General features: G+C 29.9%; 15 protein-coding genes. 10 read left to right on the forward strand and 5 right to left on the reverse strand.

Annotated elements, in window-relative coordinates; genetic code table 11:
* Nucleotides 1-224 precede the first annotated feature (224 nt).
* A complete protein-coding gene (locus BR82_RS0111640) occupies nucleotides 225-1,790 on the reverse strand; it encodes a ClC family H(+)/Cl(-) exchange transporter (RefSeq protein ID WP_027090330.1) in 1,566 nt (521 codons plus the stop codon).
* A 124-nt stretch (nucleotides 1,791-1,914) separates the two neighbouring features.
* Here BR82_RS0111640 and BR82_RS0111645 point away from each other — a divergent pair, with 124 nt between their 5' ends.
* The gene (locus BR82_RS0111645) at nucleotides 1,915-2,373 is read left to right on the forward strand and encodes a MarR family winged helix-turn-helix transcriptional regulator (protein WP_027090331.1); all 459 of its coding nucleotides are present in this window, start codon (nucleotides 1,915-1,917) and stop codon (nucleotides 2,371-2,373) included.
* Between the two features lie 79 nt (nucleotides 2,374-2,452).
* Here the strand turns inward: BR82_RS0111645 and BR82_RS0111650 are convergent, their stop codons facing one another.
* Both BR82_RS0111650 and BR82_RS0111655 read right to left on the reverse strand, forming a co-directional pair.
* The gene (locus BR82_RS0111650; protein ID WP_240474556.1) at nucleotides 2,453-3,052 is read right to left on the reverse strand and encodes a ComF family protein; all 600 of its coding nucleotides are present in this window, start codon (nucleotides 3,050-3,052) and stop codon (nucleotides 2,453-2,455) included.
* Complete coding sequence (locus BR82_RS0111655; protein ID WP_027090333.1) at nucleotides 3,049-4,155, reverse strand: helicase-related protein; 1,107 nt, start codon at nucleotides 4,153-4,155, stop codon at nucleotides 3,049-3,051. The genes BR82_RS0111650 and BR82_RS0111655 overlap by 4 nt, the downstream gene beginning before the upstream one ends.
* A gap of 268 nt (nucleotides 4,156-4,423) precedes the next feature.
* Between BR82_RS0111655 and BR82_RS0111660 the strand changes: the two genes are divergently transcribed.
* The 4 genes from BR82_RS0111660 to BR82_RS0111675 all read left to right on the forward strand — a co-directional run bounded on the left by BR82_RS0111660 (nucleotide 4,424) and on the right by BR82_RS0111675 (nucleotide 9,736).
* Complete coding sequence (locus BR82_RS0111660; protein WP_004608921.1) at nucleotides 4,424-4,621, forward strand: cold-shock protein; 198 nt, start codon at nucleotides 4,424-4,426, stop codon at nucleotides 4,619-4,621.
* A gap of 234 nt (nucleotides 4,622-4,855) precedes the next feature.
* Nucleotides 4,856-7,489 (forward strand): preprotein translocase subunit SecA, encoded by a 2,634-nt coding sequence (gene secA, locus BR82_RS0111665; protein ID WP_027090334.1) that lies wholly within the window; start codon nucleotides 4,856-4,858, stop codon nucleotides 7,487-7,489.
* Entirely contained in the window at nucleotides 7,489-8,598 is a 1,110-nt protein-coding gene (gene prfB / locus BR82_RS0111670) for a peptide chain release factor 2 (RefSeq protein ID WP_027090335.1), read from the forward strand. The genes secA and prfB overlap by 1 nt, the downstream gene beginning before the upstream one ends.
* A gap of 280 nt (nucleotides 8,599-8,878) precedes the next feature.
* The gene (locus BR82_RS0111675) at nucleotides 8,879-9,736 is read left to right on the forward strand and encodes a YitT family protein (RefSeq protein WP_027090336.1); all 858 of its coding nucleotides are present in this window, start codon (nucleotides 8,879-8,881) and stop codon (nucleotides 9,734-9,736) included.
* Between the two features lie 159 nt (nucleotides 9,737-9,895).
* On the opposite strand, the gene BR82_RS0111680 is transcribed toward BR82_RS0111675, so the two are convergent.
* Entirely contained in the window at nucleotides 9,896-10,090 is a 195-nt protein-coding gene (locus BR82_RS0111680; RefSeq protein ID WP_027090337.1) for a hypothetical protein, read from the reverse strand.
* A 163-nt stretch (nucleotides 10,091-10,253) separates the two neighbouring features.
* Here BR82_RS0111680 and ftsE point away from each other — a divergent pair, with 163 nt between their 5' ends.
* The 4 genes from ftsE to BR82_RS0111700 are packed head-to-tail and all read left to right on the forward strand — an operon-like array spanning nucleotide 10,254 to nucleotide 13,955.
* A complete protein-coding gene (gene ftsE, locus BR82_RS0111685; protein WP_024722524.1) occupies nucleotides 10,254-10,937 on the forward strand; it encodes a cell division ATP-binding protein FtsE in 684 nt (227 codons plus the stop codon).
* Complete coding sequence (gene ftsX / locus BR82_RS0111690; protein WP_027090338.1) at nucleotides 10,937-11,848, forward strand: permease-like cell division protein FtsX; 912 nt, start codon at nucleotides 10,937-10,939, stop codon at nucleotides 11,846-11,848. Before ftsE ends, ftsX begins: the two co-directional genes overlap by 1 nt.
* 35 nt (nucleotides 11,849-11,883) lie before the next feature.
* Nucleotides 11,884-12,573 (forward strand): GNAT family N-acetyltransferase, encoded by a 690-nt coding sequence (locus BR82_RS0111695; RefSeq protein ID WP_027090339.1) that lies wholly within the window; start codon nucleotides 11,884-11,886, stop codon nucleotides 12,571-12,573.
* An 11-nt stretch (nucleotides 12,574-12,584) separates the two neighbouring features.
* On the forward strand, nucleotides 12,585-13,955 hold the full coding sequence (locus BR82_RS0111700; RefSeq protein WP_027090340.1) for a transglutaminase-like domain-containing protein: 1,371 nt from the start codon (nucleotides 12,585-12,587) through the stop codon (nucleotides 13,953-13,955).
* 36 nt (nucleotides 13,956-13,991) lie between these two features.
* Here the strand turns inward: BR82_RS0111700 and BR82_RS0111705 are convergent, their stop codons facing one another.
* Nucleotides 13,992-15,755 (reverse strand): ABC-F family ATP-binding cassette domain-containing protein, encoded by a 1,764-nt coding sequence (locus BR82_RS0111705; protein ID WP_027090341.1) that lies wholly within the window; start codon nucleotides 15,753-15,755, stop codon nucleotides 13,992-13,994.
* Between the two features lie 233 nt (nucleotides 15,756-15,988).
* Here BR82_RS0111705 and BR82_RS0111710 point away from each other — a divergent pair, with 233 nt between their 5' ends.
* Nucleotides 15,989-16,819 (forward strand): MerR family transcriptional regulator, encoded by an 831-nt coding sequence (locus BR82_RS0111710; protein ID WP_027090342.1) that lies wholly within the window; start codon nucleotides 15,989-15,991, stop codon nucleotides 16,817-16,819.
* Nucleotides 16,820-17,161 lie beyond the last annotated feature (342 nt).

The following is a 17,161-nucleotide window of genomic DNA, read 5'->3' on the forward strand; positions in this document are numbered from 1 at the left end:
ACTTTTTTAGCTTGAAAAAAATAACACAAAAACAAAAAACAGGTGAGAAAAATCATGAAGTTAGATATAAATATTAATCATTTTTAAAAAGGCACTTGAAAAACATGCAAAATAACGAAACTCAAAATAAAGTATAATTGAAATTAGAAAATTTTTATGTAATAATTTATAAAATTAGATAAAAATGGGATTTGAAATTAGTAGATCAAATCCCATTTTTTATATTAGTTACTTATTTTTTCACTTGTAAGCGATGAAACAATGTCATAAACATAACTTTCATCAATTTTATCACACATAATAATAATATTATCACTAGCTTTTAAATATGTATCACCATGGGGGATAAACTCCTGTCCATCACGACGTAATGAAACGATCAAACAGTGATTAGGCCAATCAATATCTTTGATTAAATGATTGTCTAACTGTGAATCAACATTGATCATAAAATCTAATAGTACTTTTTCTCCGACACCTTTAGGTGTAGGTAGATTCCGTTTTTTTAATAAATTTTCTAATAAACTTTCATAAATTGGTTTGGATTTCATTAAATCAGCAACAATATATGAGACAATCGTTACTGTTGTAATTGAAAGTAGATGATTTAATGAGCCAGTCATTTCAAAAATCAAGATAATTCCCGTTACCGGCGCTCTAACTATAGCTGTAAAATATCCCGCCATAGCTAATAAGATAAAATTGTTGATATAAACTGTATCTAAATTTAAATATTTTACTGCTCCATGTCCAAATAATCCCCCAATCAAACAACCGATGACAAGGAGAGGGAAGAATATTCCACCTGGTGCTCCAGAGCCAAAACAGGTTATGGCAAAAATAAACTTGCCAGCAAGAAGGCAAAGAATCATTAAAGCTGTCAATTTGCCTTCAGTAAGGAGATCAACTAGAACATCACCACTTCCCAAGATCTGTGGGACTATAAATCCTAAAATTCCAGAAATTATAAAAGGTATCAATAATTTCTGGAATGTATTTAAATTTTCAAATCGATTATAAAGGCTTTGAACATACAATAAAGCTTTATTATAAAAAGCTCCCGCTAAACCTAAAATCACTCCTAAAACTAGAAGCATCCAGTAATAATTAGTTGGTAGCGCTTTAGCTACTTTAAAAGAAAAAACAGGATCCATTCCTAATATATTGCTCATTGTATAATCGGCAGCAATTGAAGAAGCCATCACAGAAATTAATAAAGGAGCTGAAAAATGCTTATGAACTTCTTCTAAAGCAAACATTACTCCAGCTAGCGGAGCATGAAATGCAGCAGCTAAACCTGCACTTGCGCCACATGTAAGTAAATAGCGTTCTTCAGTTTTACCTCGTTTTAGTATTTTTCCAATTCCTTTTCCAACCATAGCACCAAGCTGTATCGAAGGGCCCTCGCGTCCTAATGCTAAACCACAAAAGTTAGTTAAAAAACCCCCTAAAAATTTATTTATTAAGACCCGCCACCATTTAGCATCGATTTTACCAGCTAATTCACCTTCTAATTGTGGTATACCACTACCAGAAATCAAAGGTTCAGCATCTAGCAGTTTTGAAACAATATAAGCAATAATTATTAGAATAACAAACCAGAGAATGATCGTGAAAACAGACTGCTTGCAGTATAACAAGATTTGTTTTAACCAATTTGCGCCATTACTAAGACAAATTCGATATCCTACAATTACCAATCCCCCCAGTACTCCTACTAACACCCCTTCTAATAGTAGAATTAATTTAAATTGTTTTACATTTAAAATATTAATAATGTTTTTTCTCATATCCGCCCCTCACTTCGATTGATATTATAAACTATGAAATAAAAAAATCATAGTTGTTTTCAGATAAAAATAAATTTTGTTTTATTTATCAACAAAATATTGTACAATTAAGGAGGTGATGACAATGGATAAACGATCAGATGCAATAGAAACAGTTGTAGACGTTTTTAATGAAGCTATGGCAATTCAAGAATTATATCTTAGAAAGAGTATGTTTAAAGAATTATCAATGAGTGAGACCCACGTGATTGATGCAGTTGATAAAGCAGAGTTTCCTTCGATGACTAATGTTGCAAAAATATTAAATGTCACAATGGGAACTTTAACGACAGCAGTAAAAAAGATCATTGAAAAAGGATTTTTGATCAAAGAACGTTCCAAAAAAGATCAGCGTGTTTTTTATTTGAAATTAACAGAAAAAGGGCACGAAGCTCTTAAAATTCATGAACAGTTTCATCGCGAATTAGCAGATTTGTATAAAGCTGCTATTCCTGATGATCGTGTTGATTGGGTTTTTGATACATTGAAAAAAATCAAAGTGGATTTAGATAACTACAAAAAAGCATTAGAACAAAAAGAATAACAATCCAGGGCGTTATAGACGCCCTGGATTAGTTTTTTAGCTAATGAATCAACAAATTAGAGGTTTGTGTGTGAAGTATTTATTTAAATAATTCATTTAGCTGGTTACTTGCCATAACTAGTAATGTTATTGATTTAGGCTGGTAAGATTCAATAATTTTTGCACAAGTCATGATAGTATTACCAGAGGTAATTACATCATCAAAAATTACGACATCTTGATTGCATAATCTTTCACCATTTTCGATTTTAATAATCTTATTGACAAGAGAACGATCAGTTTGCTGGGTTTGTTTGTAAGCGGTAGTTTTAAACAAACCTGTAAAAATATTATTACTAAAATTTTTTACGAGCAGCTCATTTGGATTAAAACCTCTTTTTAAATTATCCTGTTTACTGCTAGGGACAACTACGATCATATGCTTACGGTATTTATACTTTAACTCTGGAAAAGAGTTAAAAAAGGCATCTTTTAAAGCATGATCACCTTGTCCCTTATACTGAAATAAAGTTTTTTTAAAGAAGTCATTATAGTAGTATAAAATAGTTATTGGATAATTTTGATAAAAATGGTGTTGATTATAAATAACAAACTTGTTAAGACACTTTAAACATAATGTTGGTTGATAAAAAAGATGAAATAGACTAGGCTGTTTATTTAAATCTTCAAAACAGATCAAGCATTGTCTTTTTTGAGAGTTTTGATGCATTGTTTAATAGCTTTAGTCTTATAGGGGGTAAAAATGCTAATTGACCCTGTAGGGTAATTAGCATTTCGCCCTACTCGTCCACAAATTTGAATCAGGGTTGAAGATCCGTATATAGGATTATTGCCATACAGTATAATTACCTGGACATTGCTGATTGTTATACCTCTTTCTAAAATCGTAGTCGTGATAATGGCATCGAGTTCACCGTTTTTTAGCTTTTTTAAAAAATAATGAATATTTTTACTTTTAGAGCTAACGGGATGATTCTTAATACCAAATAAATTAAAATATTTATGGGCCACAGTAGTCAGCTTTACCGTAGGAACAAAAATTAAGACTGGTTTCTTTTCTTTTTTGTATGATAAAGCTTTTTTGATAGCGATAAAATACATTAGTAAAGAACCTGTTATATAGCATTTAGGAATATCTAAAGGATGACCATGATAGCGTTTAGTCATTAATAAGTTGGGATCGTTTGTTAAAGTAGCGGACATATAAATGTAATTTCCTCTAATGCTATTTTTAAGGATATTATGTAGAGTCTCATTATTAGCGTATGGAAAAGCATCTAATTCATCTAAGATCAATAAGTCGAAATAATGAGGGTATCGATAAAGCTGATGGGTTGTACAAATAATAAAAGGACCATTAGTTACTGCTGTATTGCCACCGTAAACAGAGGTTATTGAAATATTTAAAAATTGATTTTGAAATCGTTTTGTCAATTCAATAACCAATTCTTTTCTAGGTGTTGTAAAACAAACATTATGCCCCATGTTCAATGCGTATTTGATTACCTCATAAGTTATTTCCGTTTTACCAGCTCCACATACAGCTTTAAGATTAGTATTTAAATGGTTTTGATAACGGAGTAATAATTTATTTGATAATTCTTGTTGGAGAGATGTTAATTGGTAATTTAATTGAAAATCGACAGGTAAACTAGGCTTTGTCTTGATATCTTGTACAGTATCGTTAGTTAAGCCGATCTTAATACATTTACGACAATAAGTTATGTTATTAAAAGTATAAAAATATTGTGGATCTTGATTCTTGCATCGTGGACAGATCATCTTTTATCACCCATCTATATTGTAACTCATATTAGCTCTATTTTTGTCTCAAATTGGTGATATATTTTTCTTATTAAAATCTCAAATTTGTTTATTTAAAAAATGCTAAAAAAAGGCTTGATAATCAAAGAATTTACAAATTGTTACAAAAGTTTTGATAAATTTTGACATGAATTTTAAGAAGGCAAAATTTGTCGAGTGAAAAAAATTTATATTTAAAAAAAGATATAATATACTAGCATTGACCATTGTTAAAGGGGTGAATTAAATGCAAGGAAAAGTAAAATGGTTTAACGCAGAAAAAGGTTTTGGATTCATTGATCGTGGTGAAGGCAAAGATGTTTTTGTTCATTATAGTCAAATTGAACAAGATGGATATAAGACTTTAAATGAAGGTGAATTAGTTGAATTTGATCTTTATCAAAGTGAACGTGGAATGCAGGCTAAACATGTTGTTAAAATCTAGAAACAGAGAAATTTCTCTGTTTTTTTGTTATGATCGGTTATTTAATTTAAAGGCTGATTTTGGATGGAAATATGATTGATCAAATTAGCAGTTAGGAACATAAAAAAGACAATATTTTTAAAATGATCAAAAAAAGTGAAAATGAAAATAAAACTCAAATAATTTATACTTTTAAATACAGCTATAAAATGTTATAATACGATAGACTAAAGCTATAAAAGAGGAGCGTATTTCATGGCAAGTAGAAAAGAAGAAATTAGAAAAGAAATAAAAAAGAGAAATGAAAAAGAAGGTCTTAATCCTGAAGCAGTAAATAATATTGTGGATTTACAAGACCAAACTGGTGAAGATATTAAAGTTGAAGATTTTAAAGGTATCTATAATGGTGATGTTATTCCATTTAGTACGACGCCACATTCAACTAAAAAAAGTTTAGTTGGACGTCTTAAAGGAATCTTTGATGATGAAAATAAACAACTAAAAAAATTAAGTAAGATGGCTGATGAAATCATAGCATTAGAATCAAAATATCAAGCTATGTCAGATGAAGAACTAGCAAATAAAACAAATGAATTTAAAGAAGCTTTAGCTAATGGAAAAACCTTGGATGATATTATTATTGATGCTTTTGCTACAGTAAGAGAAGCTGCATATCGTAAATTAGGATTAAAAGCATTTAAGGTTCAGCTGATGGGTGGTATTACTTTACATGAAGGTGATATCGCTGAAATGAAAACTGGTGAAGGTAAAACCTTAACATCAATTTTCCCTGTTTATTTAAATGCTTTAACAGGTAATGGAGTGCATGTTGTTACTGTTAATGATTATCTAGCTGGTCGTGATGCTGAAAATAATGGGCAAGTTTTTAATTTTTTAGGACTTACAGTTGGTTTAAATAAACGTGAGCTTACACCTGCCCAAAAGCAAGAAGCCCATGGCTGTGATGTCACTTATACAACTAATGCTGAATTAGGATTTGATTATCTAAGAGATAATATGGTAACTAAGTTAGAAGATAAAGTATTAGTTAAAGGATTGAATTATGCTTTGATCGATGAGGTCGATTCTATTTTGATCGACGAATCAAGAACACCATTGATTATTTCTGGAGGGCGTAAAAATACAGCGGCTTTATATATGCAGGCAGACCGTTTTGTTAAATCTTTAAAAGCTGATGTTGATTATGAAGTCGATATTGAAAGTAAAACAGTTGCTTTAACTGCTGAAGGTATTGCTAAAGCTGAAAGAGGATTTAAGATTGCAAATTTATATGATCCACAGCATACATCATTAGTTCATCATATCAATCAGGCTTTAAAAGCAAATTATACGATGACTCGTGATGTTGAATATATGATTGCAACAGAAGATGGTAGTCGTGATATTAGAAATGCTAAAATTATGATCATCGATCAATTTACTGGTCGTGTTATGCCTGGACGTGCTTATTCTGATGGTTTACATCAAGCAATCGAAGCTAAAGAAGGTGTACCAATCAAAGAAGAAACAGAAACGCGGGCTACTATTACTTATCAAAATTTCTTTAGATTATTTAATAAATTATCTGGAATGACAGGTACTGCTAAAACTGAAGAAGAAGAATTTAGATTGATTTATAATATGCGAGTAATTGAGATTCCTACAAATAGACCGGTAATTCGAGATGATCGTAATGATAAGATCTATTCAACAAGAGTTAATAAATTTAAAGCTTTATGTGATGAAGTTGTTGCTCGTAATTCTTATGGGCAGCCAATCTTAATTGGTACGGTATCTGTAGAAACATCAGAAGTATTATCTAAAATGTTAGATCGTCGAAAAATTAAACATAATGTCTTAAATGCTAAAAATCATGCTAAGGAAGCTGAAATCATTGAAAGAGCTGGACAGCGTGGTGCAGTTACGATTGCAACCAACATGGCTGGACGTGGTACTGACATTAAGTTAGGTGAAGGAGTTGCTGAAATTGGTGGTTTAGCAGTTATTGGTTCTGAGCGTCATGAATCTAGACGTATTGATAATCAGTTAAGAGGTCGTTCTGGACGTCAAGGAGATCCTGGATATTCTGTTTTCTATGTTTCTTTTGAAGATGATTTAATGGAACGTTTTGCTGGTGAAAGATTGAAATCATTTACTGAATATTTAGAAGATGATCAAGCAATTGAAAATAAAGTTGTTACTAAAGCAATTGAAGGAGCTCAAAAGCGGGTTGAAGGACAAAACTTTGATTCTCGTAAACATATTTTGGAATATGATGATGTAATGCGTCAGCAGCGTGAAATCATGTATAAAGAACGTGATGATATTATGTCAGAAGAAAAACTGGATGATATTATTAAAGGAATGTTTAACCAGGCTATTGAAATGACAGTAAAACAGTTTACTAAAAATGATGGTAAACATGATGTAATCGATGTTGAAGGCGTTGTAGAATTTGTTGCGAAAAACTATATGTTATTGGTAGAAGTGCAGGCAAATAATTGTGAAGCATTAGTGCATGAACCTCAAAAATTAATTGATACTCTTACTGATTTGGTATTTAATCAATACAATAATCGTTACAATAAAGAATTAGAACCTGAAAAAAGATTACGTTATGAAAGAAGTATCCTTTTAGGTGTAATCGATTATACTTGGATCAATCATATTGATGCAATGACAAAATTGCGTAATGGTATTTATTTACGTGCTTATGCTCAAAAAGATCCATTAGCTGAATATACAGAAGAAGCATTCTATATGTTTGAACAAATGACTGCTAGCATTGCTGATACTATTTCTCGTAATATTGTTCATATGGGTGTTCGTCCAGGTAGTGAAGTAGAACAAGCTATTCCACATTTAAAAATGGAACTTACTTTTAAATAATGGAATTATATGAAATTAAAAATGGGCTTTCTAAAGCCCATTTATTAATAGATGAATTTTATCATTCAATTGATATTGAAAGCTACCGTAGAGAAATAGAAGGACTTACAGTTATTACTGAACAAGAGGGATTTTGGGATGATGCTGATAAAGCTAAGATTACGTATGATAAGTTAAACCAAATGAAAAAAATTGTTGATCAATATGATACATTAAATACAATGTTAAAAAATCTTGATGAAACTTATGAATTAGTAAAGAGTACTGAAGATTTAGAATTTAAAGAAATTCTTGAAAGTGATTATTTGTTATTTGAAAAAGATTTAGATGAATTTGAAAAAATATTGTTATTATCGGGTGAACATGATAATTTAAATGCAATTGTCGAAATTCACCCTGGTGCTGGGGGAACAGAGAGTCAAGATTGGGCAGAAATGCTGTTTAGAATGTATCAGCGCTATGCTCAAAGAAAAGATTGGAAGGTCGAAGTGCTTGATTATCTTGATGGTGATGTAGCTGGCATCAAATCGGTTACTATGCTAGTAAAAGGAAATAATGTTTATGGACACTTAAAAGCTGAAAAAGGAGTACATCGTTTAGTACGCTTATCTCCTTTTGATTCAGCGAAACGACGTCATACATCATTTGCGTCAGTTGACGTTATTCCTGAATTTAATAATGAGATTGAAATTAATATAAGAAATGAGGATTTAAAAATAGATACTTATCGTGCAAGTGGTGCCGGAGGTCAACATATAAATAAGACCGATTCTGCAGTTAGAATTACGCACCTGCCTACAAATACGATCGTTACTTGCCAGAGTCAACGCAGTCAGCTGCAAAATCGTGAACAAGCTATGATCATGCTTAAAAGCAAACTTTATCAATTGATGCTAGAAAAACAAGCTAGTGAATTACAAGAGATAAAAGGTGAACAAAAAGAAATAGCCTGGGGTTCACAAATACGTTCTTATATTTTACATCCTTATTCTTTGGTGAAAGATAATCGGAGTAATTATGAGTCAAATAATCCTAAAGCAGTTTTAGATGGTGATCTTGATGGATTTGTTTATGCTTATTTAAAAGGTATTATCAAAAGTAATATGTGATAAGTTTTTAATTATTATAAGATTATTAGTGATCTTATAATCTTAATCTGAATTTTGAGTATTAGATTTATATTGCAATATTAGTAAAAAAGCTTAATAAAAGTATTATAAGAATTAATGAGTGCGATTATATGAAAATACATTTGTCGGATAAAAAATTAGACGAAAGGAGATAGAAGTGGGTTTAGGCTTCAAAGCAAAAAAATGGTTATTTTGAAGTTTATGGTTGAATAAAAATTATTGTGAATTATTAGTTTAAATCACTTCATAATGAGTTAAAATGAAAAAAAGTATTTATGAGACAATAATAATTATTATTGGTAATTTTATTTTAGCGTTAGGAATTTGTGCCTTTATTACTCCTGCCGGCTTGATTACAGGTGGTGCTTCAGGGATAGGAATTGCGATAAGGTCATTAACAGGGATAAATATTTCTTATACAGTTTATATAATAAATATCATAATGTTTATCGTTGGTTATATATATATAGGTAAGAAATTTGCAGCAGGTACATTATTAAGTACTATTTTATATCCGACTTTTTTAGCGATATTAGAAAATGTTTCCAAATTAACTACTATTACTAATGATGCTTTACTTTCAACTTTATATGCTGGTCTTTGTATTGGCTTGGGCTTAGGATTAGTATTAAGAGTTGGGGCTAGTACGGGTGGAATGGACATCCCGCCATTAATTATTAATAAAAAAACGGGAATTTCAATAGCTTGGTTAATTAATATTTTTGACTGTGTTATTTTGTTGCTTCAGGTTATTTTTTGTCCTATTTCAATTGAACAAGTTTTATATGGAATTACAGTTGTTATTATTACAACGATTGTAATGGATAAAGTGATCATGCTTGGTGAAACAAAAGTTCAAGTAACAGTGATTTCTCCAAAATGGCAAGAAATTCGTAAAGTTGTATTTGACGATATAAATCGTGGTTGTACATTATTAAATATCACTACGGGATATTATCAAAAGAATCAATATGCTGTTATGTCTGTTGTTTCTAAACGAGAATTACACCTTTTAAATAAGATGGTTTTAGATATTGATCCAACTGCTTTTATTATTAGTAATGAAACACATAGTGTTAAAGGACGTGGTTTTACTTTACCGTCAGTTGATTTATAAAATAAGTGCTGGATAATAAAAAAATTGGGATCGAAACAGATCCCATTTTTTTGATAATCAAAAACTTTATAATTTTATTTCATCTTAGATTATCATTTTTACATAAAATTTTTAGTCATGATATTTATTTGCAAACTTCTATACTCCTGCTGTTAAAAATTATTTATTTAAATCAATATAAAATTCAACATGCCCACAATTAGGACAGTAACGACATTTAAGTTCATAATTTTTTTTCTTTAAATTATCATTTTTTATAATTAATTCTAAATAACTTAAAGCTGCGGTACCATTATCCTTTACATAGCAGTTTGTATTTAATTCAGTTTGACAAATAGAACACTTTTTTTTCATACTGTCACCTCTTTAATTTCTATTGTACCATAAAATTATCGAGATAATAATACTAATTGTCCCCTTATTCGTCAAAATGTGCTATAATGAGTCTCGAAGTATAAGATACTTCAAAACAGATCATAGAAAGAAAGGAGACAGTCGAAAAAAAACGGCAAAATATATGATAAAACTTACTAATGTAACAAAGATATATAAGACTGGTGTAAGAGCATTAAATAATATGAATCTTACGATTGAACCAGGTGAATTTGTGTATGTTATCGGAACTACTGGTGCTGGAAAATCAACTTTTATAAAATTGTTGTATCGTGAAGAAAAAGCAACATCTGGTAAGGTAGAAGTTGTAGGACGCGATGTTTCAAAAATAAAGAATCGCAAGGTACCGTATTTTCGTCGTAATATTGGAGTTGTATTCCAAAATTTTAGATTATTGCCTAAAAAGACAGTTTTTGAAAATGTTGCTTTCGCTTTAGAAGTAATTGACACACCTCGAGTTGAAATTCGTCGTCGTGTTAGAGCTACTCTAGAGTTAGTTGGACTTGAAGATAAAGTCAATGCTTTTCCCCATGAATTATCAGGAGGGCAGCAGCAAAGAGTAGCAATTGCTAGAGCAATCGTTAATAAACCGAAAGTATTGATTGCAGATGAACCAACTGGTAATCTTGATCCGGAAACTTCAAAAGAGATTATTAATTTATTAGAAAGAATCAATGAACAGCAGCACACTACGGTTTTAGTAGTTACTCATGATAGTAAAATCGTTCAGGAACACAAAAAAAGAACTATTTTAATTGAAGATGGGTGTGTCAATGCTGATACTAGTTTAGGAGGTTATGAAATCTAATGAATGAATTAATTAGTTGTATTAGAAACCTCCCTAAGCATTTTAAAACAGCTTTACAAAATATTTGGCGAAATGGTGTAATGTCATTTTCATCAATATTTGCAGTTACAATTACTTTAGTATTAATTGGGGTAATTGGAGTACTGGCTTTAAATATTCAAGATATGAGTTTGAATATTGAAGAGGGAGTAAGAATTTATGTTAAATTAGACCGTGATATTGACAGTACTGCTGAACAGGCGGTAGGTGAGGAAATAAAGGCTATTAAAGATGTTAAATCAGTCACTTTTTTTACTAAAGATCAAGAATTAGATAAATTGATTGAAAAACAAGGTGAAGATGGAGCACAATTATTTGAATCATTTAGAGAAGATAACCCGCTTGGTTCAGCTTATGAAGTTGAAGCTAAAGATGCTTCAAAATTAGCTAGTATTTCTAAAAAAATTAGAGATATTTCTGGAGTCAGCACAGTTAATTATGGTGGTGAATCGACACAGGATATGGTAAAAACATTACAAACGATTCAAACAGGGGGAACGATTTTTATTGTTGCCTTAGCAATAGTAGCATTATTTATGATTGCTAATACGATCAAAATTACGATTACAGCTCGTCAAACGGAAATCAGTATCATGCGAATGGTTGGAGCTAGTAACTGGTATATTCGAATTCCATTTATGTTAGAGGGAATGCTGATTGGTTTGTTTGGATCGATTATTCCGATCATCGTTTTAGTGTATGGTTATGGAATGATTTATGATTATACTGGTGGAGTGTTCATGTCAGCAATGTTAGCATTGAAAGAGCCAATGCCGTTTATCCGTGATTTCTCATTAGTTTTAGCACTTTTAGGAGCTGGAGTTGGATTGATTGGAAGTTTTGTTTCTATCAGACGATTCTTAAAATTTTAGCAGGTATTGACCTGCTTTTTTGAAAAGAAAGTTAAATGAAAAGAGAAATTCTAGAATTTTTAAATCAAGATTATCTTAATAATCTTGATTTAATTTATGCTATTGATCACGGTGCTAAGATCATTTATTTTGGTAATGAAGGAATAATGTTAAAATTTGGTGATATGTATATGCTATCACTTAAGGATTCTGATTTGGGATATCAATTATTGAACGATCTTGATAGTTGTAATATGCTGGCAGTTCATAATGATCATTACCACGATCTTATCAAAGAGAAATTTGATCTTGATCAAAAAATTGTGGCATATCAGTATGGGTATTTAAAAAATGATGTTGAAATTGTTAAAGTTCCACAAATAGAAATAAGAAAAATTGGGATGGAGTATTATGATTTTATTAGGCAAAATTATTCAACTTTAGTCGATGAAAAATATTTGCAAAACCGCATTCAGGCAAATGTTTTTATCGGTGCTTTTGATCAGGATAAAATAGTTGGATTTGCGGGCATTCATGATGAAGGATCGATTGGTTTTGTTGAAGTAATAGCGAAATATCGTCGCAGGGGGATTGCAAGAATGTTAGAAACGTATATGATCAATGAAGCGTTAAAGAAAAATGAACTAATATATTTGCAAGTTGAGCTTGATAATACAGTTTCAATGAAATTTCATGAAAAATTAGGATTTAAACGAGCTAATGATATAATTACCTGGTATATGTAAAGGAGAAAATTATGGAAAAGTATGAATTTAATGATTTAAAATATTTACAGATCCCTTTGCCAGAAGAGTTATTAAAATTAAAGTGGCATGGCAGTTTTAAACGGATGAATAAAGTTATTGAAGCAAAACTTGCTAAAGATATCTCTTTAGCATTAAAAAAGAGATTACTTCATGAAAAAGAAATAATTAAAAGAATGCCTAAGGAATATCCTTTATCTTATCAAGATGCTTTAAAAATATGTCATGATAATTTTATTGATTTCAAAGATGAAGAATTAGAACAGCTTCAGGATGAAAATGCAGTTGAATGGATTTTTATTGAAGGGAAAGCACAGTTTAGAAGTGATTTTTTTGATAATATAATCAAAACTCGCAATGATTATGTAAAAAGATTAAAAGATCCTAGTAAGATAAAAAGCCGTGAAACTAATTTTGCTTTATTGAATGATACAATAAAGGAAATAAAAGAAAAAGGTAAATTAGCTTATCATTTCCATTTAAAGACAGGAATGAAAATCAAGACTATTGAGGCTAATAAAACGATTAGGGTTCATCTCCCTGTACCATTAGAAAATTGTCAAATAAATAATTTTAAACTATTAAAAACAACACCCCAATATCGCTCTTTAAATGAAAAAGATCATCCTCAAAGAACCATTTATTTTGAAGAAAACATTGATGATACTAAAGAATTTTATGTTGAATATGAATACGATAATGTGCTTGAATATCAGGAACTTGATTATCAAAAAGTTTTAAATGATCGACCAAAATTTTATTTACATGAACAAGCCCCACATATTGTTTTTACACCATATTTAAAATCATTGGCTAAAGAAATCATTAAAGATGAAAGCAATAATTTAATTAAAGCTAAATTGATTTATGAATATATTACTACCCATATTACATATTCATTTGTTCGCAACTATTATACAATTCCTAATATTCCCGAATATGCTGCTTTAGGCGGTAAAGGTGATTGTGGTGTTCAGGCCCTATTATTTATCACTTTATGCCGTTATGTGGGTATTCCGGCAATGTGGCAGGCAGGTCTTTATGTAACTTCATACGATATTGGTAATCATGATTGGGCCCGATTCTATGTGGCTCCATATGGCTGGCTGTATGCTGATTGTTCATTTGGTGGAGCGGCTTATCGTAATGGTGATAAAGAAAGATGGCAGTATTATTTTGGCCATTTAGATCCATTTAGAATGGTTGCCAATAGTGAATATCAATATGATTTATATCCTGTTAAAAATTTTATTCGCCAGGATCCTTACGATAATCAAACCGGTGAAGCTGAATATGAAGATCGAGGGTTATATTTAAATGATTATGATTTGCATTTAGAAGTAATGGAAATTAAAAAAATATAGTTAATAAGGGAAGCGCTAGACTTCCCTTTAAAATATTTAATTTTGACTTTTCTCTTGTTTTTCTAATAATTCTAACCAGCGCTCATTTTTGTTTTCTAATTGTTCTGTTAAACGATTATGCTGATTAGATAACGCAGTTAGTTTTTTAAAATCATTTTGATGTTCATTCATTTGTTCATTAAGTATTTCGATTTGTTCTTCTAAGTCTAAAATAATACTTTCCATTGATTCTAGTTCTTGTTTTTCTTTAGAAGATAAACGTACTTGATTTTGTTTTTGTAATCTTTTTTGCTCTTTATATTTAAGAGCGCCATCCCCCTTAGCTTTAGGCGATTTATCATCAATATTAACATAATTGCTATAACCGCCATTACAATAAGTTATTTGTTTGTTTTTAAAAACAAATAAACCATCACAAATACGATCCAAAAAATAACGATCATGAGAAACCGTGATCACAATACCATTAAAATTATCTAAATAATCTTCCAAGATTGCTAACGTTGTAATATCTAAATCATTAGTTGGTTCATCAAATAATAAAACATTTGGGGCCTGCATTAATATATTTAATAAATACAAACGCCTTTTTTCACCACCAGATAATCTAGAAATATATGTATGTTGTAAACTCGAATCAAATAAGAAACGTTCACACATTTGTTTAGCACTGAAAGTTCCTTCTAAAGTTTTTAAATCATTACTCGTTTGTTTAATATAATCAATAACCCGCATATTTTCATCAAGATCATTACTCATTTGTTTAAAGTAACCAATTTTGATCGTATCACCATAAATAACTTCACCATTACTTGGATTTAATTCTTTTGCGATAATCTTTAGTAAAGTACTTTTGCCACAACCATTAACTCCTAAAATTCCAATTCTGTCAGTTCGTTTAAATAAATAAGAAAAATTATTAAATAAAGTTAAATTATCATAATGCATACTGATATTTTTAAGCTCGATCGTTTTTTTACCAAGTCTTGAAGCCGTATTGATCATTTCAACTTGATTTATCGTTTGGATATCTGCAATACTATTTAATTGCTCAAAGCGTTGTAATCTTTCTTTACTTTTAGTTGTTCTAGCTTGAACCCCAGCTCGCACCCATTCAAGTTCTTTCTTTAAAAACAATTTTCTTTTCCGTTCGCTAGCTAAGGCTTCTTCCTCGCGTTTTGCTTTTAAATCTAAGAATTTAGAATAATTAGCTTCATATTCATATATCTTGCTGCGATCAATTTCCATGATTTTATTTGTAACTCTTTCTAAAAAATAACGATCATGAGTAACCATAAAAACAGCTTTGTTAAACTTGATCAAGTATTTTTCTAAATATTCGATCATTTCATTATCTAAATGGTTAGTTGGTTCATCAAGAATTAATAAGTCACAAGGTTTTAATAAAGTAATTGCTAGAGCAACACGTTTTTGTTGACCGCCTGATAATTCTTTAATTAATTGATCATGATTAATAATATCTAATTTATTTAAAATTGCTTTAACTTCATATTCATTGACTTTATCTTGGTCGATCATCTCATAGACTTGTTTAATAATGGTATTATGGGGATTAAAATCAGGGTTTTGTGGCAGATATGATATTTGTAGATTCTTTTTTTGAATAATGTCACCTTGATAAGTTTCAATGCCGGCAATGATCTTTAATAAAGTACTTTTACCAGTACCATTAATACCAATCAAAGCAATTTTATCAGTTTCTTCTATTGAAAATGATACACGATCAACAATATTTTTAATTCCATTTGTTTTAGATAAATTATTTACACTTATTAACATACGATTCTCCTTAAATTAACTATATTCTATCATGTAATCAATATTTGTAAATGAATAATTAAAAGTGATTTTATATACTGCTTGTTGAACATAATGCCCTATAAAATAAAGAAAAAAATTTTTAACTTTTTTGAAACAACATGATTTCCTTTTATGACGATATAGATAAACAAATATTATAATTTTGATTACTAAGAAACTTTATTCTTGGTATAATCTTTTTGGTGATATAAATGAAACGTTATACAATTGGTAAAATGGCAAAATTAAATAATGTAAGTGAACAAACATTAAGATTATATGATAAGATTGGGCTATTTAAACCTGCTTGTGTTGATGAAAAAAATGGTTATCGGCTTTATGATATTGGACAATCAGCAAGACTCGATATTATTCAGTATTTAAAAAATTTAGGAATGACCCTAAAAGAAATAAAAGAGGTCTTTGATTATAAGGATCTATCGCTATTGCAGGAAAAACTAGAAGAAAGCAAAGGCCAAATTGATTTACAAATTGAGCATTTAAGGGAACAAAAAGAAGCGATTCAAAGAACGATCGATTCATTTGAACTGTTTAAAGCAGCGCCTAAAGCAGGGATGATAACTTTAGAATTCATTAATAAACGAACGATGCTTTACGTAGATAAAAAAATTAATATCTATGATTATGATTTAGATGTTTATGAAAGTTTGTTAAGAGAGTTTAAAGATGATTTGATTAAACAAAATTTGCCACCAACTATTTTCTTTAATCCAGGAACGATTTTAAGAAAAGAACATGTTGAAAAAAGAGAATTTATTTCAAGTGAAATTTTTGTTTTTATTAATGATAAAAATAAAGTAGTTTTAAAAAAAGAAACGATTCCTGCAAATATGTATTTATGCATATATTGTGATGATTTTGCTAACGAAAAAGAATATGCCTGCAAATTATTTGACGAAATAGAAGCTAAAAATTATACAATAATCGGGGATTATTTATGCGAAAGTTTAAATGATATCTTGATATTTAACGATAAAAAACGAAATATGTATTTAAGACTGCAAGTTCCTGTTAAAATTTAAAAATAGGTTACTATTCACAGTATAAGAAAAAAGTTATTCACAAATTTTAAAAAGTAAAATACTCAATAATGACGATATAAGAGCTGTTTATCATGACAGTTCTTTTTTGTGTGGTTTATTGATTATTATCACAGCTGTATGCCTATACGCTTTTTTTCTATACCTTTATCATCTCTTTTTACTTTTTATATCAGATGACCAGTAAAAAAGTTATTCACTTTTTCATGCCATTGACCATTCTTTCTGATTATGGTTTAATCATCTTAGAGGTGATATATATGTCAGAAAAAAATATGGATTTCTATGATCTCTATTGTCAGGAGGTTCTCAAAAATGAGCAGC

The organism is Thomasclavelia saccharogumia DSM 17460, from assembly GCF_000686665.1.
Taxonomy (GTDB): Bacteria; Bacillota_I; Bacilli_A; order Erysipelotrichales; family Coprobacillaceae; genus Thomasclavelia; species Thomasclavelia saccharogumia.

Excerpts from the sequence above, each read along its gene's own strand:
- BR82_RS0111640 (WP_027090330.1), bottom strand. The coding sequence starts at position 1,790 with ATGAGAAAAAACATTATTAATATTTTAAATGTAAAACAATTTAAATTA.
- BR82_RS0111645 (WP_027090331.1), top strand. The coding sequence starts at position 1,915 with ATGGATAAACGATCAGATGCAATAGAAACAGTTGTAGACGTTTTTAAT.
- BR82_RS0111655 (WP_027090333.1), bottom strand. The coding sequence starts at position 4,155 with ATGATCTGTCCACGATGCAAGAATCAAGATCCACAATATTTTTATACT.
- BR82_RS0111660 (WP_004608921.1), top strand. The coding sequence starts at position 4,424 with ATGCAAGGAAAAGTAAAATGGTTTAACGCAGAAAAAGGTTTTGGATTC.
- secA (WP_027090334.1), top strand. The coding sequence starts at position 4,856 with ATGGCAAGTAGAAAAGAAGAAATTAGAAAAGAAATAAAAAAGAGAAAT.
- prfB (WP_027090335.1), top strand. The coding sequence starts at position 7,489 with ATGGAATTATATGAAATTAAAAATGGGCTTTCTAAAGCCCATTTATTA.
- BR82_RS0111675 (WP_027090336.1), top strand. The coding sequence starts at position 8,879 with ATGAAAAAAAGTATTTATGAGACAATAATAATTATTATTGGTAATTTT.
- BR82_RS0111680 (WP_027090337.1), bottom strand. The coding sequence starts at position 10,090 with ATGAAAAAAAAGTGTTCTATTTGTCAAACTGAATTAAATACAAACTGC.
- ftsE (WP_024722524.1), top strand. The coding sequence starts at position 10,254 with ATGATAAAACTTACTAATGTAACAAAGATATATAAGACTGGTGTAAGA.
- ftsX (WP_027090338.1), top strand. The coding sequence starts at position 10,937 with ATGAATGAATTAATTAGTTGTATTAGAAACCTCCCTAAGCATTTTAAA.
- BR82_RS0111695 (WP_027090339.1), top strand. The coding sequence starts at position 11,884 with ATGAAAAGAGAAATTCTAGAATTTTTAAATCAAGATTATCTTAATAAT.
- BR82_RS0111700 (WP_027090340.1), top strand. The coding sequence starts at position 12,585 with ATGGAAAAGTATGAATTTAATGATTTAAAATATTTACAGATCCCTTTG.
- BR82_RS0111705 (WP_027090341.1), bottom strand. The coding sequence starts at position 15,755 with ATGTTAATAAGTGTAAATAATTTATCTAAAACAAATGGAATTAAAAAT.
- BR82_RS0111710 (WP_027090342.1), top strand. The coding sequence starts at position 15,989 with ATGAAACGTTATACAATTGGTAAAATGGCAAAATTAAATAATGTAAGT.